Here is a 19,284-nt window from a genome sequence, read left to right as displayed (position 1 = left end):
CCCCGTACGGGCCGCGTGGGCCCGGCCCCGTGCCGGAGCGCCCCGGCGCCGTACGGAACGCGCCACGGGCGATGTGCCCCGCATGACGAAGGCCCCCGGGAGGAGAACCTCCCGGGGGCCTTCGTCATGTGCGGTGCCGTGCGGTGCTAGGCGGCCGTGACCGGCTCGTCCGAGGTCCCGGCGGCGCGGGGCGCGGGGATGTCGGAGGCGCGGGCGTCCATCCGGGCCCGGCGCTCGTCCGCCTCGGCGCACAGCGCCAGCGCGGCCGCGTTGAAGCGGACCAGCGACGGCGGGTCGGACGGGCCGAGCAGCTGGACCTTCAGCTCGGCGCGGGCGTCGGCGAGACCGTCCAGCGCGGGGTCGCGGACGGCGGCCAGCAGACCGGCCACCTCACCGGCCTCCGGCGTGATGATCGTCGCGGCGCTGACCGTGGGGAAGTTCGCCTTGAACTCCTCCTCGGACATGCCGCTGGTGTTCGCGACGGCGTACGGCTTCTCGCTGATCAGGTAGTCGGACACGACGCTGGAGACGTCGCTGATGAGCAGGTCCGAGACGTTGAAGCAGTTGAAGAGCGCCGGCCGGGCGGTGGTGATGATCTGGTGCTCCCACTCCGGCAGCGAGGCCCAGTAGGCGGCCTCCCAGGCCGCCGTGGCGGCCTCGACGGTCGCGGCGCGGCCCTTCTCCGGGGTGCTCTGCTGCATCATGCGCTCCACCTCGTCCGCACTGTCGCGGAAGGTGCTGGTGGTGAGCGCGTCCAGCTCGGTGGTGCGGCGGGCCAGCTCGGCGGAGGCCTCGGCACCGGGGCGGGCCCCCGAGCGGTGGGTGTTGGCCTCGCGGATCATGGCCTGGATGCGCTCGTTGGCGCGGCCGGCGCGCGGGTCGACGGAGCCGGTCATCGGGTGCGGCTTGTAGAGCAGGCGCACGGCCGGGTCGGCGAGCAGCGCGCGGACGATGTTCTCGCCGGCGAGCATGACCGAGGTGTTGCCGGGGTTGCCGTCCCAGCCCTCCCAGGTGGGGGCGTACAGCACGGTGGTGTACGCGCCGGTGGGCGCGCCGGCGTACGGCGTGATCGGCGCGAGCTGCGGGCGGCCGACCTCCACGACGTCCTTGTCCTCGACGCCGATGTCGGCGAGCTGGTAGCGCTCGCGCGCCGCCGGGCCGGCGACCCAGATCTCGTCGTAGGCCTTGGAGTACGGGTTGCAGCTGGAGAGCTTGTCGCTCTCGCCGTGGTTGATGAAGGCGTGCTTGATCGACGGCATCCGCAGGACCTGCGAGGTCTTACCGGAGTTCGCCGGGTGCAGCATCGTCTTGAGCGAGGACTTCTCCAGGGCCATCAGGTGGACGACCTTGGGGATGCAGATGATCGGCACGTCGGTGGCCTCGATCTTCTGCATCATGAAGCGCTCACGGAGCACGATGACCGGGTTGCCGTCCAGCTCGGCGAGCGTGGAGAGCCACATGTTGGCCTGGTAGGCCGAGGTGGTGCCGCCGGAGAAGTACATGCCGACGGTGGGCTTGTAGTCGGCCAGCCAGCGGTCCAGCCACTCCAGGGCCTGCTGCTCGCGGGCGATGCGCTTCTTGGGGCGCAGCCAGCCGGCGAGGTACAGGGTGCCGCCGAGGGCGAGCAGGAGCGAGACGCCGACGCCGGCACCGGCCCACAGCGGCTTGTCGGTGCCGGCGGTGACCAGCAGACCGGCCGTGGCGGGCACCGCGAAGCGCAGCAGCCGGCGGCCGTGCTGGCGGGCCAGGATGCGCGGCGGGGCGGCCGTCAGGCGCAGCCCGGAGGCGTCGATGTTGCGGGTGAGGAAGGGCAGCGTGCGGGCCCGGCGGACCATGATGGCGGTCGCCTGGCAGGCGAGGTGGGCCGCGTAGAAGAGGGCGAGCCCGGTGACCACCGGGACGTAGCCGCGCAGCGAGCCGTCGCCGTGCAGTCGCACCAGTCCGACGAGGAGCAGCATGTCGCGCAGCAGCTGCCGCACCATGACGTCGAAGCGGATCTTGCCGAGTACGGCGACGAGACCGGGGTCACGGTGTTGCAGGTAGAGGTCGAGCGCGAGGCCCGCCGCCGAGGCGGTGATGAGGAGCGGCACATTGGGCAGCAGCGCGCCGGCGAGCTGGGTGGCGAAGAACACCAGCATCGCGAGCAGCGCCGCGAGCTGTACGGCTCGGCGGGTGGATCCGGCAGAAGGCACTGGACGGGCTCCTGGCAGGAGGGCTAGGGATTCATGGGGGGAACCGTCGTGACGCGCGGAGCCCGCGGTGGACAACGGTCGACCACCGACCGTATGACGGTCGCCGGTCCGGGAGCAATCTTCCCTCACGGCGAGCGGCACAAAATAGGGTCGAACGACCACAATCGCCAGGCGGTAGATTTGCGGGCCTGAGCAGGCACGAACGGTAACGGCGAGCACACAGGGGTGTACGAACGTTGACAGGCGAAGGCGAGCTGGAGGCGGTCCGGCGCGAGGTCGTGGACGCCCGCAGGATCGTGGTCAAGGTGGGGTCCTCCTCCCTCACCACCGCGGGCGGGGGACTGGACGCGGACCGCGTTGACGCGCTGGTCGACACGCTGGCCAAGGCCGGCGGGGACAAGGAGATCGTGCTGGTCTCCTCGGGCGCCATCGCCGCCGGCCTGGCGCCACTGGGCCTGGACCGCCGACCGCGCGACCTGGCCAGGCAGCAGGCCGCCGCCAGCGTCGGCCAAGGGCTGCTCGTCGCCCGTTACACCGCGTCGTTCGCCCGTTACGGCCGCCGGGTCGGGCAGGTGCTGCTGACCACGGACGACACCAGCCGCCGGGCGCACTACCGCAACGCCCGCCGGACCCTGGACCAGCTGCTGGCCATGGGCGCGGTGCCGGTCGTCAACGAGAACGACACGGTCGCCACGGACGAGATCCGTTTCGGTGACAACGACCGGCTGGCGGCCCTCGTGGCCCACCTGGTCCGGGCCGATCTGCTCGTCCTGCTGTCGGACGTCGACGGCCTGTACGACGGCGACCCCTCCCTCCCGGGCACCTCGCGGATCGCCGAGGTGGCCGGTCCCGCGGACCTCGAAGGGGTCTCCATCGGCAGCGCGGGCAAGGCCGGCGTGGGCACCGGCGGCATGGTCACCAAGGTCGAGGCCGCCCGGATCGCGGCCGCCGCCGGCATCCCGGTGGTGCTGACCTCCGCCTCCCAGGCCGCCGACGCCCTCCGGGGCCACACCACGGGCACGTACTTCCACCGCACCGGCCGCCGCTCGGCCGACCGGCTGCTGTGGCTGGCGCACGCCTCCACCCCGCGCGGGGCGCTGACCCTGGACGACGGCGCGGTGCGGGCGGTGATCGAGGGCACGGCCTCGCTGCTGCCGGCGGGCATCGCGTCGGTCGAGGGCGAGTTCAGCGCGGGCGACCCGGTGGAGCTGCGGGACGCCGCCGGGCGGGCCGTGGCGCGCGGGCTGGTCACCTACGACGCGGCGGAGATCCCCCAGCTGCTGGGCCGCTCCACCCGCGATCTGGCGCGCGACCTGGGCCCGGGCTACGAGCGGGAGGTCGTGCACCGCGACGACCTGGTCGTGCTGGGCCGTTGACGGCCGTCGCGCCCGGGCATCACCACCGGGCGGCGTGCCGCCTGGCTGACGGGCGTTACGCAAGGGCGAGAAACGGTCGGTGAGGCAAGCCTTTCCATGGAGCCTTTCCGTAAAACGGTCACGCGGCCGCCCCCGGACTGGTCAACTTTGATGCATGGGGCCGTGATGGACGCACGGCCCCTCGGCACCACGGCTCCGCCGCGCGCGGAGCAGCGAGCAAGGAGGCCGCCGGTGAGACGAGGGCGCCCAGGGGCGCTGCCCCGAGGGACGGCTGGGCGGACACTGACCAGCGTCGGGACAGGCGACACGGGGGACCGGGCAGGGGACGCCGCGCAGGGCGTGGCCGCACGGCTGTGGCACGTCACGCTCAGCGTCTCGGGTGCCGAGGCCCCGCTGGGAGAGGTCCGGCGGGCGCTGGAGCAGCTCGCCCACGACCATCCCTTCCTGCTGACCAGCCGCTACGCCAACGACCACGCCGAGATCCGCTACTGGGAGGAGGCGCGCGACCTCCACGACGCGGCGGCCGTGGCGCTGCGGCTGTGGGGCGAGCACCGCTCGACGGCCCGGCTGCCCCCCTGGGAGATCGTCGGCCTGGAGGTCATCGACCGGGAGACGTACCACCAGCGCGTCGCCGAGGGCTTCGGCCCGCTGCCGGCCACGCCGGTGGGGGTGCATCCGTTCTGACACCGGGGGCCTTCCGGCCCCGGGGACCGGGCCCGGGGCACGGGTCCGGTCCCCCCTCCCCGCGTCTCGCTCCGGTCGTACCGGTCGTCCCGGAGTGTGGAATACCGGATGTCCACCGGCCCGCCGCGGTTAGGCTGCGGCCATGAGCAGTGTCTTCCCCTCGCCCCTCGCCGATCCCATGCCGCAGTCCCCGGTGCTGCGCGCCGCCTATCGCGCCCGCGCCGCGGCCGCCGAGCTGGCGCCGCTGCCACGGTCGGCGAAGGACGAGGCGCTGCTGGCCGTCGCCGACGCGCTGGAGGTCCGCACCCGCGAGATCGTCGAGGCCAACGCCGAGGACGTCGCGAAGGCGCGCGCCGCCGGGACGAGCGAGAGCGTCGTCGACCGGCTCACCCTCACCCCCGAGCGGGTGCGGGCCATCGCCAAGGACGTCCGGGACGTCGCCGCCCTGCCCGACCCCGTCGGCGAGGTGGTGCGCGGCTCCACGCTCCCCAACGGCATCGACCTGCGCCAGGTGCGGGTGCCGCTCGGCGTGGTCGGCATCATCTACGAGGCCCGGCCCAATGTGACGGTCGACGCCGCCGCCCTGTGCCTGAAGTCGGGCAACGCCGTCCTGCTGCGCGGCTCCTCCTCCGCGTACGCCTCCAACACCGCGCTCGTGCGCGTCCTGCGGGACGCGGTGGGCGGCGCCGGGCTGCCGGCGGACGCCGTCCAGCTGGTGCCGGGCGAGAGCCGGGAGTCGGTGCGCGAGCTGATGCGCGCCCGCGGCATGGTCGACGTCCTCATCCCGCGCGGCGGCGCCTCGCTGATCCGTACGGTCGTGGAGGAGTCCATCGTCCCGGTGATCGAGACGGGCACGGGCAACTGCCACGTCTACGTCGACGCCGAGGCCGACCTCGACATGGCCGTCGAGATCCTGGTCAACTCCAAGGCCAGCCGGGTCAGCGTCTGCAACGCCGCCGAGACCGTGCTGGTCCACCGCGACATCGCCGAGCGCTTCCTGCCGCGCGCGCTGGCCGCGCTGGCGGAGGCGGGTGTGACGGTGCACGGCGACGAGCGCGTCCTGGAGCTCGCCGAGGGCTCCCCGGCCACGGTCGTGCCCGCCACGGCCGAGGACTGGGAGACGGAGTACCTGTCGCACGACATCGCCGCCGCCGTGGTGGAGGACCTCGACGCGGCCGTCCGCCACATCCGGCTGTGGACCTCCGGGCACACCGAGGCGATCGTGACGACCTCGCAGGCCGCCGCCCGCCGCTTCACCCAGCTGGTCGACTCCACCACCGTCGCGGTCAACGCCTCCACCCGCTTCACCGACGGCGGCCAGTTCGGCTTCGGCGCGGAGATCGGCATCTCCACGCAGAAGCTGCACGCCCGAGGGCCGATGGGGCTGCCGGAGCTGACGTCCACCAAGTACATCGTCACGGGCGACGGCCACATCCGTTAGCCGACGGCCCGTCCGCCGGACGCCTCGCGTCCGGCGGCGGTAGCCCGAATTCCCGTACCGGCCGCGCGGATTGACCGGTTCGGGTCTACGCTGGACGGGTGCCGGACGACGTGGGGGGCAGGCCGTTCCCGGACGGCGAGGAGCCCGACAGCCACCGCCACGGAGGCGCGGACGATCCGTTCGCCTCCGTGGTCTTCGACGAGGACTTCGTGCGGTCCGCCGCGATCCACGAACCCTCAGCGGTCGAGCGGATGCTCGCCGCCGACCGGACGCGCGCCGAGGCCGACGCCGCGCGGGCCCGGTCCGGCGGCGGTTCCGCCGACGACGACCCGTACGACGACGACCTGCCGCCCGGCCGTGCCACGGGCGCCCACGCCAACCGGCTGGGCGATCTCCAGGGCCTCACCCGGGACCTCGACCCGGACGACGCCTACGGCCCCTACGGCCGGTACGGCGTCGTGCGCGGGCCCTACCGCGGCCACGCCCGCTGGCACCGCCCGGTGGCCTGGGTGCTCGCCGTGGTCATGGGCATGGGCGTGGTGGCCCTCGCCTTCACCGCCGTCTACCGCGGCGCCTCCTCCGGGGACCGGCAGGACCCCGCCCCGCCGCCCGCCACGACGGGCGTGGACGCCCCGGTCGGCGAGCGGCAGGGCCCCCTCCCCTCGGTCTCGGCCGACACCGAGCCACCGGTGGCCTCCGCAGTCCCGCTCCGGCGCTGAGGGGCGCCCCCCTCGCCCGGTCACGCTCCGTGGTCCGATGACGGCGCGCCCACGCACTGGCCAGGGATTCGGCGCGGGGCCCCGGCCGCCCGCGACGCCGTCGGAAGTTGTCGTGTACCAGGGCGTTTACCAGGCGCTCCACAGACCTACTCTTGAGATATGAACGGGCCTGGAGACCCCCCTGAGGGCACGCCCGAAGGCCCCCAGGGATCCGGTGACGAGGAGTACCGATCCGTCGTCTTCGACGAATCGTTCGTCCGGGCTGCCCGCCTCCAGGAGTTCTCGGCCCGCGAGCGGATGGACGACCACGCCCCCGCCGTCCGGACCCGGCACGCCTGGGCACGCGTCAGCGCCTCGCGGCAGGTGATGCTTCTGGTGATGCTGATCGCCCTCGCCTTCGGCACGGCCGTCTACATGGGCCTGCGCCATCCCTACAAGGAGCCCAGGCCGCCGTCCGCCGAGCCGCTGCGGATCAGCCTCGTCCCCCTGGCGCCCGCCGACCCGGTTCCCGGCGCGGCCGCCCCGAGGGAGCTCTTCGACAACAGCCCGGCCGCCCAGTTCCGCGACGGCGTCGAGGGTGTCACCCTTCCGGCCGCCCGCCGCACCCAGAACTTCTCCGAGAGCCTGGTGATGACCGCCCTGGCCACGGCCAAGGAGTACACGGTCAAGTCCGCGCTCGACCCGGGCGTCCTCACCGGCGGCGGCCGGCGCGGCGTCCGGCTGCTGCTCGCGCCCTCCCAGCTCGACCAGTTCGACCGCAGCCTGTCCCGCCCCGCCGACGACGGCCGGCACGCGGCCACCGGCTGGATGGTGCGCTTCGACCCCGGCCAGGTGGCCCTCGCCGACCCCGTCGTACGGACCCACGGCACCTTCACCATCGTCGAGGCGTCCCCGGCCGCGCTGGAGGTCACCTCCGACCACACGTTCGTCTACGCCCTCCGGGCCGCGCACGGCGACCCCACGGACGCCTCGCTGTTCACCGTGCGCCGCACGATGCACTTCCGCTTCGACCGCGACGACTTGCAGGAACACCATCTGCAGGTGCTCCAGAGCGCCCTGCAGGCCGGCCCGGAGTCCTGCGCGGCCGACGACGCGTCGTACCTCCGGCCGCTGCTGGCCGGCCAGAAGGCCGCCCCGGGCGGGCCCGCCGGCACCGACCCGTACACCTCGACCCCCACGACGGCCTCCCTCTGCGGCACCCTGGCGCCGGGCGCCCAGCCGAGCCCGCCGAAGCGCTGAGCGGGGCCGTGGCGGCTCGCGGTAGCCGCCGGGGCGCGCGGATGGCTACGACCGGGGCGCGTCGTCCGGCCCCGGGCCCTTCGGCTCGTCCGGGCCCTTCGGCCCGCCCGTCTCCTTCGGCCCGCCCGTCTCCTTCGGGCCGCCCGTCTCCTTCGGCTCCCCGGAGCCCTTCGCCTCGCCGGGCCCCGACCCGGCCTGGCGGCCGCCGCCCGTGAACGTGTCCCGCAGCCGGCCGCCCAGGCCACTCGCTCCGTCCGCCAGGTCCCGCACCAGCCCCATCAGCGGGTCCTTGCTCGAACGCACCGAGTCCGCGTAGTGCTGCGCCGACTCGCGGAAGGAACCGGACACCGAGGCGTCCTTGTCCTCCGACCGCCGCGCGTAGTGACCGTCCAGGATCCGCTGGTGGTCGCGGCTCTCCGACCACTTCTTCAGCTCCGCCGCCCGCACCGCGGTGAACGGGTGGCTGCGCGGCAGCATGTTCATGATCTTCAGTACGGAGTCGCGGAGATCGCCGCCCTTCTCGTACTCGTCCGCCTGCTCCAGGAACGCGTCCACGTTCATCTCGTGCAGGTGGTTGCCGCCGGCCAGCTTCATCAGCCCGCGCAGGGACGCGTGGAGGTCCTGGCCCACCAGCAGCCCCGCCCGGTCCGCCGACAGCTCCGACTTGCGGAACCACTCGCGCAGCGCCGTCACGAGCGCCATCACCGCCACGCCGCCCAGCGGGATCCAGGCGACCTTGAGCGCCATGTTGGTCAGGAAGAGCAGTATCGTGCGGTACACCGCGTGGCCCGACAGGGCGTGGCCCACCTCGTGGCCCACGACCGCCCGCATCTCGTCCTCGTCCAGCAGCTCCACCAGACCCGTGCTCACCACGACGATCGGCTCGTCCAGGCCGATGCACATGGCGTTGGGCCGCGGCTCCTGCACCACGTACATCGCCGGGACCTTCGGCAGATCCAGGACGGAGCAGGCCTCCAGCAGCAGGGTGTGGAGGTGCGGGAACTGCCGCTCGCTCACCCGCACGGAGTCGGACAGGTACAGCAGCCGCAGACTGCGCTCCGGCAGCAGCCCGCTCAGCGTCCTGAAGACCGTGTCGAACCCGCTCAGCCGGCGCAGCGCCACCAGGGCCGAGCGGTCGGCCGGGTGCTCGTAGGCGCGTGAGGAGATGTCCGGGAAGCGCCGGCGTCCGTGGCCGGTCTCCCGCCCGCCGTCGCCGCTCACCCTGTCGCCGTCGCCGCCCGCACTGCCGCCGCCGGTGTTGTCCGTCATCGAGCTGTCGGTCATCGAGACCCCCTCAGATGGGCTGGAACCATGGCCCGTCCCCCGGCTGCCGGACCCCAGCCTAGGCCGTACCACCGGCCGGGCTACCGTGGGGACATGCCAGCCATTCACACCATCACCGCCCATCCCGGCTTCACCGAGCTGCTCGCCGTGTCCAAGGGCGACCAGGGGCCGGGCGCGGTCCTGCGCACGGTTTTGATCGTCGGCGTCGTGGGCATCGTGCTCCTGGCCTGGTTCCTGCTGCGCGGGTACCGCAACAAGGACTGACCCCACGTCCCGCGGAGTCGGCGTGAGCTCGCCGAGGGGCCCCGCATACGATGTGGCAGAAGTCTCCACCCGATCCCATCCCGGATAGGTCCTGCCGTGATCATCGCCTCCGCCCACAACGCCCTCGTCGCCCTCGCCTCCGAGGGCGAGCACGTGGACAGCCACGAGAGCATCAGCCCCTACATGACCGGTGGCGCCGCCCTGGTCATCCTGCTGCTCCTGCTCTGGGTCACCACCCGTTTCAACCGCGACCGCTGATCCCGCGGGTCCCTGAGGACCCGGCGCGTCGGCACGCCCAGTAGGGTCTGCACGCATGGGAGAACAGACAGGGCCGGCGAAGCGGCGGCTCGGCGTGATGGGCGGGACGTTCGACCCGGTCCACCACGGCCACCTGGTCGCCGCGAGCGAGGTGGCCTCGCAGTTCCACCTCGACGAGGTGGTCTTCGTACCGACCGGGCAGCCGTGGCAGAAGAGCCACAAGAAGGTGTCCCCGGCCGAGGACCGCTACCTGATGACGGTGATCGCCACCGCCTCCAACCCGCAGTTCTCGGTCAGCAGGATCGACATCGACCGCGGCGGTCCGACGTACACCACCGACACGCTGCGGGATCTGCGCGCCCTCAACGAGAACGCGGACCTGTTCTTCATCACGGGCGCCGACGCGCTGGCGCAGATCCTCACCTGGCGGGACACCGAGGAGCTGTTCTCGCTCGCGCACTTCATCGGTGTCACCCGACCGGGGCACATACTCGCCAACCCCGGACTGCCCGAGGACCGGGTCTCGTTCGTCGAGGTACCCGCCCTGGCCATCTCCTCCTCCGACTGCCGCGCCCGCGTGGCGCAGGGCGACCCCGTCTGGTACCTCGTGCCCGACGGTGTGGTGCGCTACATCGACAAGCGCAAGCTGTACCGTCACGACGGCTGAGAGCGACCGCGACGGCCGTCTCCGGCTCAAGGGGTACGGAGGGGCGCTGGTGGACGACGGACGGGACGCGTACGCACGGCGGCGGGCCCAGGGTCCCGCCCACCGGAGGGCCACCCACCGGTCGGACGCCCCGGCGCGGATCCCCGAGCCGCAGATCCCCGAGCCGCGTCCGGCGGCCGACGGTGCCACGAGCGGCCAGGACCGTCCGGATCACCCTGACCGCCCCGACAGTCCCGACCGTCCCGACAGTCCCGACCGTCCCACGGGGCCCTTCTCCTTCCTCTCCGGGCCCGACCGGGACTCCCCGGACGTCATCGACTGGCTCGCGTTCAGCGAGAGCCGTACGGAACGCCGGGGCGAGCGCCGGCGCCGGGGCCGCAGGCGCGTCGCCGCCCTGACCGCGGTGGTGGGGCTGGCCGCCGTCGTGGGCGTCGCGTGGCTGCTGCTGAGCGGTGACGACGGGGGCGGCGCGGTGGCCGGCGGGCCGCGCGGCCGGGACGTGATCGTGGTGCACCTCCGGCCCACCACGGGCGGCGAGAGCTCCACCGCGCTGCTCGTCGACGACGAGCGCGCGCACCGCGCCACCACGCTCCTGCTGCCCGACTCGCTCGCCCTGACCGGCGAGGGCGGCGGGGTCACCACGCTGGGCCGGTCGGTCCTGGACGCGGGCACCGGGGGCACCCGCGACGCGCTCGACACCCTCCTCGGCACCGACATCAAGGGCAGCTGGCGGCTGGACACCCCGTACCTGGAGAACCTGGTCGAGCTCGTCGGCGGCATCACCGTCGACACGGACACCGCCGTCCCCGGGGCATCCGGGGCCGGTGGCGGGGACGGGGCCGGCGATGACCGGGCCCGGGCGGGGGAGCGTCCGCTCGTGGCGGCCGGCGGGCACCGGAGCCTCGACGGCCGGGCGGCCGTCGCCTATGCCACCTACCGGGCGGCCGGTGAGGTCCGGACCGCGCAGCTCGCGCGGTTCGGGCAGGTCATGGGGGCGGTCCTGCGCAAGATGTCCGGCGACCCGCGGGCCGCCACCACGACCGTCGAGTCGCTCGCCCAGATCCCGGACCCCTCGCTGAGCACCGACGAGCTGGGCGCCCGGCTGGCCCGGCTGGGGGAGAGGGCGAGGGAGGGCGCGTACGGGACCGCGGTGCTGCCCGTGCGCCCGGACGGCTCGCTGGCCGGCCGGGCGGCCGACACCCTCGTCGAGCGCGTCCTCGGCGGCGCGGTGCACGACGCCGCCGGGGGCGCGGCGCCCAGGGTGCGCGTGAGGAACGCCACGGGCGACGCGGCGGCCTCCGGCGCGGCCCGGATCACCCTGGTCAACGGCGGCTACGCCTACGTCGACGGGGGCTCGGCGGGCTCCCCGGAGCCGGCCTCCGCGGTGCTCTACGCCGACGAGGGGCGGGCGGCCGAGGCCGCGGAAGTGGCGCGGACGCTGGGCCTGCCGGGGCGCGCGGTGCGCAGGGACCGGACCGCCGGCCCCACCGACGTGGCGGTGGTCCTGGGCCGGGACTACGGGGGCCGCGGGCGCTGAGCGGCGGTGGGCGGTCGTCCCCGGGCGGGCGGAAAACCCCGGGAGTGCCGTCGGCGGGTCGTGAGACCCTTGAGACGTACCGACTGACCACCTTTACCGAAAGCTTCCCTTGTGACCGCCACGGACCGCTCCATCGAGCTCATCCAGGCCGCCGCCCAGGCCGCCGCCGACAAGCTCGCGCACGACGTCATCGCCTACGACGTCAGCGACGTACTGTCGATCACCGACGCCTTCCTGCTGGCCTCGGCCCCCAACGACCGCCAGGTCAAGTCGATCGTCGACGAGATCGAGGAGCGGCTGCTCGAGGAGCTCGGCGCCAAGCCCGTGCGCCGCGAGGGCGACCGCGACGCCCGCTGGGTGCTGCTGGACTACGTCGACATCGTCGTCCACGTCCAGCACAGCGAGGAGCGCGTCTTCTACGCCCTCGAGCGGCTGTGGAAGGACTGCCCGGAGATCGAGCTGCCCGCCGACGCCGTCGCCACGCGCGGCAAGGCCGAGGAGCACGCCCGCGCCCAGGCCGCCGCGGACGACGCGGACGGAGCCCTCAGCTGAGCGGCGCCGACGCCGCGCGCGGACGGCGGATCGTGCTGTGGCGGCACGGTCAGACCGCATGGAACGTGGAGCGCCGTTTCCAGGGCTCCACGGACATCGAGCTGACCGGCACCGGCGTCGCCCAGGCGCGCCGGGCCGCCCGGCTGCTGGCCGCGATGCGGCCGGACGCGATCGTCGCCTCCGACCTCCAGCGGGCCCGGGCCACCGCGGCCGAGCTGACGGCCCTCACGGGCCTCGCGGCCTCCCACCACGCCGAGCTGCGCGAGACGTACGCGGGCGTGTGGCAGGGGCTGACCCACGACGAGATCATCGAGCGCTACGGCGAGCAGTACGCCGCGTGGAAGCGCGGCGAGCCCGTGCGGCGCGGCGGCGGTGAGCTGGAGACCGAGGTGGCCGAGCGGGCCGCGCCGGTCGTGCTGTCCCACGCGGACAAGCTGCCCGACGGCGGCACCCTGGTCGTGGTCAGCCACGGCGGCACCATCCGCACCACCATCGGCCGGCTGCTGGGCCTGGAGTCCACCTCCTGGGAGGCCCTGGGCGGTCTCAGCAACTGCTGCTGGTCGGTGCTGGGCGAGGGGGCGCGCGGCTGGCGGCTGCTGGAGCACAACGCCGGGACGCTGCCCGAGCCGGTCCTCGGCGACGACGACTGAGGGGGCCCTCGTGGGGGCTCCCGGGCCCGATTTCACATCCGGGCAGGTCACAGGCTAAAGTTCTTCTTGTTCGCGGGGAACGCGGGGGAAAACCTCCGGGGAAGCCGAGAACAGCGGGGCTATAGCTCAGTTGGTAGAGCGCCTGCATGGCATGCAGGAGGTCAGGAGTTCAATTCTCCTTAGCTCCACAGTGAAGACGATCCCGTCTCCCCTCCGGGGGAGGCGGGATTGTTGCTGTTCCCGCGGGGTCCCGTGGCAGAATCGGACCGCCGGGAGGGACCGCAGTCGAAGGGGAGGGGGTCGGAGCTGTCCCATGGGTGCTCACAGCCGGAAGTGCGACTGGTGCGGCAGTGGAACGCCGATCGTCCGCGACATGGAGCCGCTCAACTCCGAGTACCAGTACTGGTGTGTGGAGTGCGCGCGGGCGCTGATCATAAAAGGCGACCCCATCGAGACCTACCGTGAGCTCGAGGGTGAGCCGATCTACGGACGGCTGCTCGACGAGCACTGCGCCCTGAAGAGGTTCTACTCCTTCGCCACGGCCTGATGGGGTCCACCGCTCCGGGTGAAATCGGGCATACAGGAACGAACTGGTCCCCGGCGGCCACCGATTTGGTGGATCGGGGGGAGGTCCGTGTAATGTAATCCGTGTCGCCAGGGAGACCGCGAGGAAAACCCCGGCGGAAAAGTTGACAAGGGGCTATAGCTCAGTTGGTAGAGCGCCTGCATGGCATGCAGGAGGTCAGGAGTTCAATTCTCCTTAGCTCCACAGGGAAAGAGCGGGTCGTCCGGACGGACGGCCCGCTCTTCTTTTTGTGCCCGCTCCCGGGGACACGGGGACGCGGCGCACGGGGACAGGGGACACGGCGCACGGGGTCATCGGGTCATGGGTCGCGGTCCAGGCGCAGGGCCAGGGCCGGGCAGCGGCGGACGGCCCGCCGGACCCGTCCGCGCAGATGGCGCGGCACCCCGGCGTCCGCGAGCGCGGGGAATCCGTCCGCGCCCATCCGTACGAGCTCCGGCAGCAGCCCCGCGCACAGCCCGTGGCCCTCGCACAGCGTCCAGTCCACCGCCAGCCGCTCCGTGCGGCCGCCGAGGCCGTCGTCCGCCGCCGTGCCCGCCGCGGCCGGCAGGGGCAGCACCCCGGCCGTGCCGCGCCCGCAGCCGCCGGCCAGCACATGGGCGGCCAGGTCGTCGGTGAACGCCGCCAGCGCGCTCAGCGCGAAGCGCGCCGCTCCGTCCGGGTGCCCGCACGCTCCCCGGCCCCGGACGGCGCCCGAGGCCTCCCGTACGGCCTCCAGCGCGCCGCGCCCGCCCCCGGCCACCACGTCGGCCAGCGCCCCCGCCAGGGCCGGCAGGCCCAGCCGGCACGGACCGCACTGCCCGGCCGACTCCGCCGCCAGCCAGTGGGCGACCCGTACCGCCTCGCCCAGCGGACAGGTGTCGCCGGGCAGCGGCAGCACCGCCCCGGCGCCCAGGCTCGCGCCGAGCGCCGCCAGGGCGTCCCGGGAGAGCGCCGCCCGGTCCGCGCCCGCCGCGTCCAGCCACCCGCCGTGGTAGCCGCCGACCAGGACGCCCTGGGGCGCGGGGTCGCCGCCGCACTGGGCGAGGACGTACGGCAGCGCGGTCCCGCCCGGCACCTCGACCACGCGCGGCCGGGGCACCGCGCCGGAGACGGTCAGCAGGAGGGTGCCCGGCTCGTCGGGCGTGCCGGTCGCCGCGTGCCCGGAGGCGCCCAGGCGGGCGGCGAGGGCGAGTTGGGCGTAGGTCTCGGTGTTCGACAGCAGGGTGGGCGCGCCGCCCAGCCCCTCCTCGGCGGACCGGACGCGTAGGCCGGGAGGGAGCGCGGGGCCGCCGTCGAGCGCGCGCAGCAGCGCGGAGGACTCGCCGGACACCATGCGCTCGGGTACGCGCACGACCCGGGCGCGCAGGGCGCGCCCACGCCGGTCGGTGAGCCCGCGCTCGGCCAGCGCCTCGCGTACCGAGGCCGCCGCGGCCGGCCGGGTCACCCCGACCACCAGGGTGGCCGCGCCGAGCGCCTCGGCGGCCAGCAGGGCGCCGTCCAGCACCAGGTGCGGGGCCCGGCGCAGCAGGACCGCGTCCTTGCGGCAGGCGGGCTCGCCCTCGCAGCCGTTGACCACCACGGCGGGCCGGGCGCCGCGTCGCCGCGCCGCCGTGCCCACCGCGCGCAGCTTGCGGGCGAACGGGAAGCCCGCCCCGCCGCGCCCCCGCAGGGCGACCGCCTCGGCCAGCCGCGTCAGCTCGTCCTCGGTGAGCCGGGGGGCCGTGCCGTGCACGGCCAGATGGGCCCGCCGGTCGAGGCGTTCGGCCGTGTCCAGGCCGGCCGTCAGGCGGGGCAGCCCGAGGGTGAGGACCTGGGGCAGTTCGGGCAGGGGGCCGGTCACGAGGGCCGCCCGGGGGCGATCCCGGCGCGCTCGGTACGACCGACGGGCGCGGCGTGGGCGGCGTGGGCGGGGTACGCGGTGCTCGCCGGGGAGTCGGGATCGTCGGGATCGGGAGACCAGGGAGGCGCGAGAGACGCGGGGTACGCGGGGTACGGGGTGGGCGCGGCGTGGGCGCCGGGGTCGAGCGCCGGTCCGGGGGCGGGGCGCGGCGCGGGCTCCTTGCCGGCGGCGTGCGCCCCCGCCGGCCGGAGCCGCGGGAACGGCCGGCGCGACAGGAGCGGCAGGAAGGAGCGCAGCGGCCGGGACGAACGGCGTAACAGCAGGGCCGCCGCCACGGCCGCCAGGCTCAGCGCGTAGCAGGCGGTGACCCAACCGGCCGCCGGACGCCCCGCGTTCAGTCCGTGCAGCACGCCGGCGCACCAGGAGGCGTACGCGCAGCCGTGCAGCGCGTGCCAGCGCCGCGCGCCGCGCCCTCGTCCGGCGAAGGCGCTGCGCAGGGTGCCGGTGGCGGCGGCGAGCACCATCAGGTAGGCCGCCAGCGAGCCCAGCCCCAGCAGCCCGCCGGCGCCCCACGGGCCCGCGGCGAACGGCAGCAGGGCGGTGGCCGCGGAGGCGTGCGCCTCGACGATCTTGACGGTGACGTGCACCAGGAGGAAGCCGAGCGCGCCCACGGCGGTGGCCCGGTGCACGGCCTGCGCGAGCAGCCGGCCGCGGGGCCCGAGCGTCGTGCGGGCGGTGGCGAGGAGTCCCCAGACGACGGTCGCGGTGAGCGAGACCAGGGTGAGCACGCCCGCCGTCTGGTCGAGGAAGCGGTGGAGGTCCATGCCCCGGGACGGTAGGCAGCCGTCCGGTTCCGGCGGTCGGCTTCGCGCAACCCCGGCGTGCGGCGGTGTGCCGCTGCTACCGTCTGCGGAGCCCCTGCCCCGGTACGGCACCTCTCGTGCGGTACCTTCCGCCGCTGCGGTAATCTGGGCCCATGCGTGCCGTACGCCTCCTGCTTAGCGAGCCGCGCTGATGAGCACCGACCGGTGACCTTCCGGTCGGAATCGGCGCGGCCGTCCCCTCCTGTGCGAGGGGCTTTTTCATTTGCGGCGCAGGCAGAGACGACGATCGATGGAGCTTAGAGGACGATGAGCGAGACCCCCACCGCCGCCGAGGTGGCCGCCCCGCACCGCTACACGGCCGCCCTGGCCGCCGACATCGAGGCGCGCTGGCAGGACTTCTGGGACGCCGACGGTACGTACGCGGCCCCCAATCCCAGCGGTGAGCTGGCGGGCGACCCCGAGGTCGTCGCCCGGCCCAAGAAGTTCGTCATGGACATGTTCCCGTACCCCTCGGGCGCGGGCCTCCACGTCGGTCACCCGCTGGGCTACATCGCGACCGACGTCTACGCGCGCTACCACCGCATGACCGGCCACAACGTCCTGCACACCCTCGGCTTCGACGCCTTCGGCCTGCCCGCCGAGCAGTACGCCGTGCAGACCGGTACGCACCCCCGGGTGTCCACCGAGGCCAACATCGAGAACATGAAGGCGCAGCTGCGCCGCCTGGGTCTGGGACACGACAAGCGCCGGTCGTTCGAGACGATCGACCCCGAGTACTACAAGTGGACCCAGTGGATCTTCCTCCAGATCTTCAACTCCTGGTACGACCCGGAGGCGAGGAAGGCCCGCCCGATCGCCGAGCTGATCGAGGAGTTCGCGACCGGCCGGCGTGAGGTCCCCGGCGGCCGCGCGTGGGACGGCCTGAGCGCCAGCGAGCGCGAGGACGTCCTGGGCGAGTACCGCCTGGCCTACGCCTCCGACGCGCCCGTCAACTGGTGCCCCGGCCTGGGCACCGTGCTGGCCAACGAGGAGGTCACCGCCGACGGCCGGTCCGAGCGCGGCAACTTCCCCGTCTTCAAGTCCAAGCTGCGCCAGTGGAACATGCGCATCACCGCCTACGCGGACCGCCTGCTGGACGACCTGGACGCGCTGGACTGGCCCGAGGCCATCAAGCTCCAGCAGCGCAACTGGATCGGCCGCAGCGAGGGCGCCCGCGTCGACTTCCCCATCGCCGGTCACCCCGAGGCCAAGGCCACCGTCTTCACCACCCGCCAGGACACCCTCTTCGGCGCGACCTACCTGGTCCTGGCGCCGGAGCACCCGCTGGTCGTCACCGACGACCACGGTGTCGTCCCCGCCGCCTGGCCGGAGGGCACCCACGAGGACTGGACCGGCGGGCACGCCACCCCGGCCGAGGCCGTCGCCGCCTACCGCAAGGAGGCCGCCGCCAAGTCCGACGTCGAGCGCCAGGCCGACGCCAAGGAGAAGACCGGCGTCTTCACCGGCGCGTACGCGGTCAACCCGGTCAGCGGCGAGCACATCCCCGTCTTCGTCGCCGATTACGTCCTGATGGGCTACGGCACCGGCGCGATCATGGCCGTCCCGGCGCACGACAGCCGCGACTTCGCCTTCGCGCGCGCCTTCGACCTGCCGATGCGCTGCGTCGTGCGCCCCTCCGACGACCGGAGCACCGACCCGGCCGAGTGGGCCGAGTCCTTCGACTCGTACGACGCCGAGATCATCAACTCGGCCGGCGCCGACGTCACCCTGGACGGCCTCCACGTCCCCGAGGCCAAGAAGCGCATGGTCACGTGGCTGACCGAGCGCGGCATCGGCGAGGCGACCGTCAACTTCCGCCTGCGCGACTGGCTGTTCAGCCGCCAGCGCTACTGGGGCGAGCCCTTCCCGATCGTCTACGACGAGGACGGCGTCGCCCACGCGCTGCCCGAGTCGATGCTGCCGCTGGAGCTCCCCGAGGTCGACGACTACGCGCCGCGCACCTTCGAGCCCAACGACGCCGACACGCGCCCCGAGACCCCGCTCTCCCGCAACGAGGACTGGGTCAATGTGGAGCTGGACCTCGGCGACGGCCCCAAGCGCTACCGCCGCGAGACCAACACCATGCCCAACTGGGCCGGTTCCTGCTGGTACGAGCTGCGCTACCTGGACCCGCACAACGACGAGCGGCTGGTGTCGGCCGAGGCCGAGCGGTACTGGATGGGCCCGCGCGAGGGCCAGCCGCACGGCGGCGTCGACCTGTACGTCGGCGGTGCCGAGCACGCGGTGCTGCACCTGCTCTACGCCCGCTTCTGGTCGAAGATCCTCTTCGACCTGGGTCACATCTCCTCCGCCGAGCCGTTCCACAAGCTCTACAACCAGGGCATGATCCAGGCGTTCGTCTACCGCGACGCGCGTGGCATCGCGGTGCCCGCCGCCGAGGTGGAGGAGCGCGACGGCGCGTACTACTACCAGGGCGAGAAGGTCTCCCGCCTGCTCGGCAAGATGGGCAAGTCCCTGAAGAACGCCGTGACGCCGGACGAGATCTGCTCCGAGTACGGCGCCGACACGCTGCGCCTGTACGAGATGGCCATGGGTCCCCTGGACGTCTCCCGCCCCTGGGACACCCGTGCCGTCGTCGGCCAGTACCGCCTGCTGCAGCGCCTGTGGCGCAACGTGGTGGACGAGGCCACCGGCGAGGTCACGGTCGTCGACGCCGAGCCCGACGAGGCGACGCTGCGCGCCCTGCACAAGGCCGTCGACGGCATCGGTCAGGACCTGGCGAACCTGCGCTTCAACACCGCCATCGCCAAGCTCACCGAGCTGAACAACTTCGTGACCAAGCTGTCCGAGGTGCCGCGCACGGTCGCCGAGAGCATGGTGCTGCTGGTCGCCCCGCTGGCCCCGCACATCGCCGAGGAGCTGTGGCGCCGACTGGGCCGCACCGGCTCGGTCGTCCACCAGGACTTTCCGGTCGCCGACCCGGCGTACCTGGTCGACGAGGCCGTGACCTGCGTCGTCCAGATCAAGGGCAAGGTCAAGGCCCGCCTGGAGGTCGCCCCGTCGATCTCCGACGAGGAGCTGGAGAAGGTCGCCCTGGCCGACCCGGCCGTCGTCGCCGCGCTGGGCGGCGCCGGCATCCGCAAGGTCATCGTGCGGGCGCCGAAGCTGGTGAACATCGTCCCGGCGTAACGC

The 19,284-nt window shown here is 73.8% G+C and carries 17 protein-coding genes and 2 tRNA genes; 15 read left to right on the top strand and 4 right to left on the bottom strand.

Features of this window, described 5'->3' with window-relative positions; genetic code table 11:
• Nucleotides 1-146: 146 nt before the first annotated feature.
• On the bottom strand, nt 147-2,192 hold the full coding sequence (locus tag AC07BS_RS09595; RefSeq protein WP_478931230.1) for a hypothetical protein: 2,046 nt from the start codon (nt 2,190-2,192) through the stop codon (nt 147-149).
• A 254-nt stretch (nt 2,193-2,446) separates the two neighbouring features.
• On the opposite strand from AC07BS_RS09595, the gene proB reads away from it, so the two are divergent.
• The 5 genes from proB (at nt 2,447) to AC07BS_RS09570 (ending at nt 7,651) form a co-directional block, all read left to right on the top strand.
• Nucleotides 2,447-3,568 (top strand): glutamate 5-kinase, encoded by a 1,122-nt coding sequence (gene proB, locus AC07BS_RS09590; RefSeq protein ID WP_478642119.1) that lies wholly within the window; start codon nt 2,447-2,449, stop codon nt 3,566-3,568.
• Between the two features lie 231 nt (nt 3,569-3,799).
• Nucleotides 3,800-4,252 carry a hypothetical protein gene (locus AC07BS_RS09585; RefSeq protein ID WP_478641572.1) on the top strand — a complete coding sequence of 151 codons (453 nt, stop codon included), beginning with the start codon at nt 3,800-3,802 and terminating at the stop codon, nt 4,250-4,252.
• Nucleotides 4,253-4,394: 142 nt separating this feature from the next.
• Nucleotides 4,395-5,693, top strand: a complete 1,299-nt coding sequence (locus AC07BS_RS09580) for a glutamate-5-semialdehyde dehydrogenase (protein WP_478641571.1) — start codon at nt 4,395-4,397, stop codon at nt 5,691-5,693.
• 98 nt (nt 5,694-5,791) lie between these two features.
• A complete protein-coding gene (locus tag AC07BS_RS09575) occupies nt 5,792-6,412 on the top strand; it encodes an SCO2584 family spore wall biosynthesis protein (protein WP_478931227.1) in 621 nt (206 codons plus the stop codon).
• Between the two features lie 159 nt (nt 6,413-6,571).
• Complete coding sequence (locus AC07BS_RS09570; RefSeq protein ID WP_478931225.1) at nt 6,572-7,651, top strand: SCO2583 family membrane protein; 1,080 nt, start codon at nt 6,572-6,574, stop codon at nt 7,649-7,651.
• 45 nt (nt 7,652-7,696) lie between these two features.
• Here the strand turns inward: AC07BS_RS09570 and AC07BS_RS09565 are convergent, their stop codons facing one another.
• Nucleotides 7,697-8,935, bottom strand: a complete 1,239-nt coding sequence (locus AC07BS_RS09565; RefSeq protein WP_478931223.1) for a M48 family metallopeptidase — start codon at nt 8,933-8,935, stop codon at nt 7,697-7,699.
• 93 nt (nt 8,936-9,028) lie between these two features.
• Between AC07BS_RS09565 and AC07BS_RS09560 the strand changes: the two genes are divergently transcribed.
• The 9 genes from AC07BS_RS09560 (at nt 9,029) to AC07BS_RS09520 (ending at nt 13,632) form a co-directional block, all read left to right on the top strand.
• Nucleotides 9,029-9,199 carry a hypothetical protein gene (locus AC07BS_RS09560; protein WP_478641564.1) on the top strand — a complete coding sequence of 57 codons (171 nt, stop codon included), beginning with the start codon at nt 9,029-9,031 and terminating at the stop codon, nt 9,197-9,199.
• A gap of 96 nt (nt 9,200-9,295) precedes the next feature.
• Nucleotides 9,296-9,457 (top strand): hypothetical protein, encoded by a 162-nt coding sequence (locus AC07BS_RS09555; RefSeq protein ID WP_478641563.1) that lies wholly within the window; start codon nt 9,296-9,298, stop codon nt 9,455-9,457.
• Between the two features lie 55 nt (nt 9,458-9,512).
• Nucleotides 9,513-10,124: a nicotinate-nucleotide adenylyltransferase gene (nadD, locus tag AC07BS_RS09550; protein WP_478641562.1), complete on the top strand. Its 612-nt coding sequence runs from the start codon at nt 9,513-9,515 to the stop codon at nt 10,122-10,124.
• A 49-nt stretch (nt 10,125-10,173) separates the two neighbouring features.
• Nucleotides 10,174-11,661, top strand: a complete 1,488-nt coding sequence (locus AC07BS_RS09545) for an LCP family protein (RefSeq protein ID WP_478931220.1) — start codon at nt 10,174-10,176, stop codon at nt 11,659-11,661.
• 111 nt (nt 11,662-11,772) lie between these two features.
• Nucleotides 11,773-12,213, top strand: coding sequence for a ribosome silencing factor (gene rsfS / locus AC07BS_RS09540; protein ID WP_478641559.1), 441 nt, complete (start codon nt 11,773-11,775; stop codon nt 12,211-12,213).
• Complete coding sequence (locus AC07BS_RS09535; RefSeq protein ID WP_478642117.1) at nt 12,210-12,863, top strand: histidine phosphatase family protein; 654 nt, start codon at nt 12,210-12,212, stop codon at nt 12,861-12,863. Before rsfS ends, AC07BS_RS09535 begins: the two co-directional genes overlap by 4 nt.
• 115 nt (nt 12,864-12,978) lie before the next feature.
• Nucleotides 12,979-13,051 (top strand) — tRNA-Ala (locus tag AC07BS_RS09530).
• Nucleotides 13,052-13,236: 185 nt separating this feature from the next.
• Nucleotides 13,237-13,410: a hypothetical protein gene (locus AC07BS_RS09525; RefSeq protein WP_207248642.1), complete on the top strand. Its 174-nt coding sequence runs from the start codon at nt 13,237-13,239 to the stop codon at nt 13,408-13,410.
• A 149-nt stretch (nt 13,411-13,559) separates the two neighbouring features.
• Nucleotides 13,560-13,632 (top strand) — tRNA-Ala (locus tag AC07BS_RS09520).
• A gap of 115 nt (nt 13,633-13,747) precedes the next feature.
• Here AC07BS_RS09520 and AC07BS_RS09515 read toward each other — a convergent pair.
• Together AC07BS_RS09515 and AC07BS_RS09510 are read right to left on the bottom strand one after the other, a co-directional pair.
• Complete coding sequence (locus AC07BS_RS09515) at nt 13,748-15,268, bottom strand: NADH-ubiquinone oxidoreductase-F iron-sulfur binding region domain-containing protein (protein WP_478931218.1); 1,521 nt, start codon at nt 15,266-15,268, stop codon at nt 13,748-13,750.
• Nucleotides 15,265-16,092 (bottom strand): hypothetical protein, encoded by an 828-nt coding sequence (locus AC07BS_RS09510; protein WP_478931216.1) that lies wholly within the window; start codon nt 16,090-16,092, stop codon nt 15,265-15,267. Before AC07BS_RS09510 ends, AC07BS_RS09515 begins: the two co-directional genes overlap by 4 nt.
• Before the next feature lie 306 nt (nt 16,093-16,398).
• Here AC07BS_RS09510 and leuS point away from each other — a divergent pair, with 306 nt between their 5' ends.
• Nucleotides 16,399-19,281: a leucine--tRNA ligase gene (gene leuS / locus AC07BS_RS09505; RefSeq protein ID WP_478641554.1), complete on the top strand. Its 2,883-nt coding sequence runs from the start codon at nt 16,399-16,401 to the stop codon at nt 19,279-19,281.
• Nucleotides 19,282-19,284: the final 3 nt, after the last annotated feature.

The organism is Streptomyces sp. NPDC044063 (assembly GCF_056434285.1).
The sequence above is the reverse complement of the archived record's forward strand: the minus strand, read 5'-3'. Positions and strand labels throughout refer to the sequence as shown.

Bases quoted from the DNA above. Each gene is read 5' to 3' on its own strand.
- AC07BS_RS09580 (WP_478641571.1), top strand. From the start codon at position 4,395: ATGAGCAGTGTCTTCCCCTCGCCCCTCGCCGATCCCATGCCGCAGTCC.
- AC07BS_RS09570 (WP_478931225.1), top strand. From the start codon at position 6,572: ATGAACGGGCCTGGAGACCCCCCTGAGGGCACGCCCGAAGGCCCCCAG.
- AC07BS_RS09565 (WP_478931223.1), bottom strand. From the start codon at position 8,935: ATGACCGACAGCTCGATGACGGACAACACCGGCGGCGGCAGTGCGGGC.
- AC07BS_RS09560 (WP_478641564.1), top strand. From the start codon at position 9,029: ATGCCAGCCATTCACACCATCACCGCCCATCCCGGCTTCACCGAGCTG.
- nadD (WP_478641562.1), top strand. From the start codon at position 9,513: ATGGGAGAACAGACAGGGCCGGCGAAGCGGCGGCTCGGCGTGATGGGC.
- AC07BS_RS09525 (WP_207248642.1), top strand. From the start codon at position 13,237: ATGGAGCCGCTCAACTCCGAGTACCAGTACTGGTGTGTGGAGTGCGCG.
- AC07BS_RS09510 (WP_478931216.1), bottom strand. From the start codon at position 16,092: ATGGACCTCCACCGCTTCCTCGACCAGACGGCGGGCGTGCTCACCCTG.
- leuS (WP_478641554.1), top strand. From the start codon at position 16,399: ATGAGCGAGACCCCCACCGCCGCCGAGGTGGCCGCCCCGCACCGCTAC.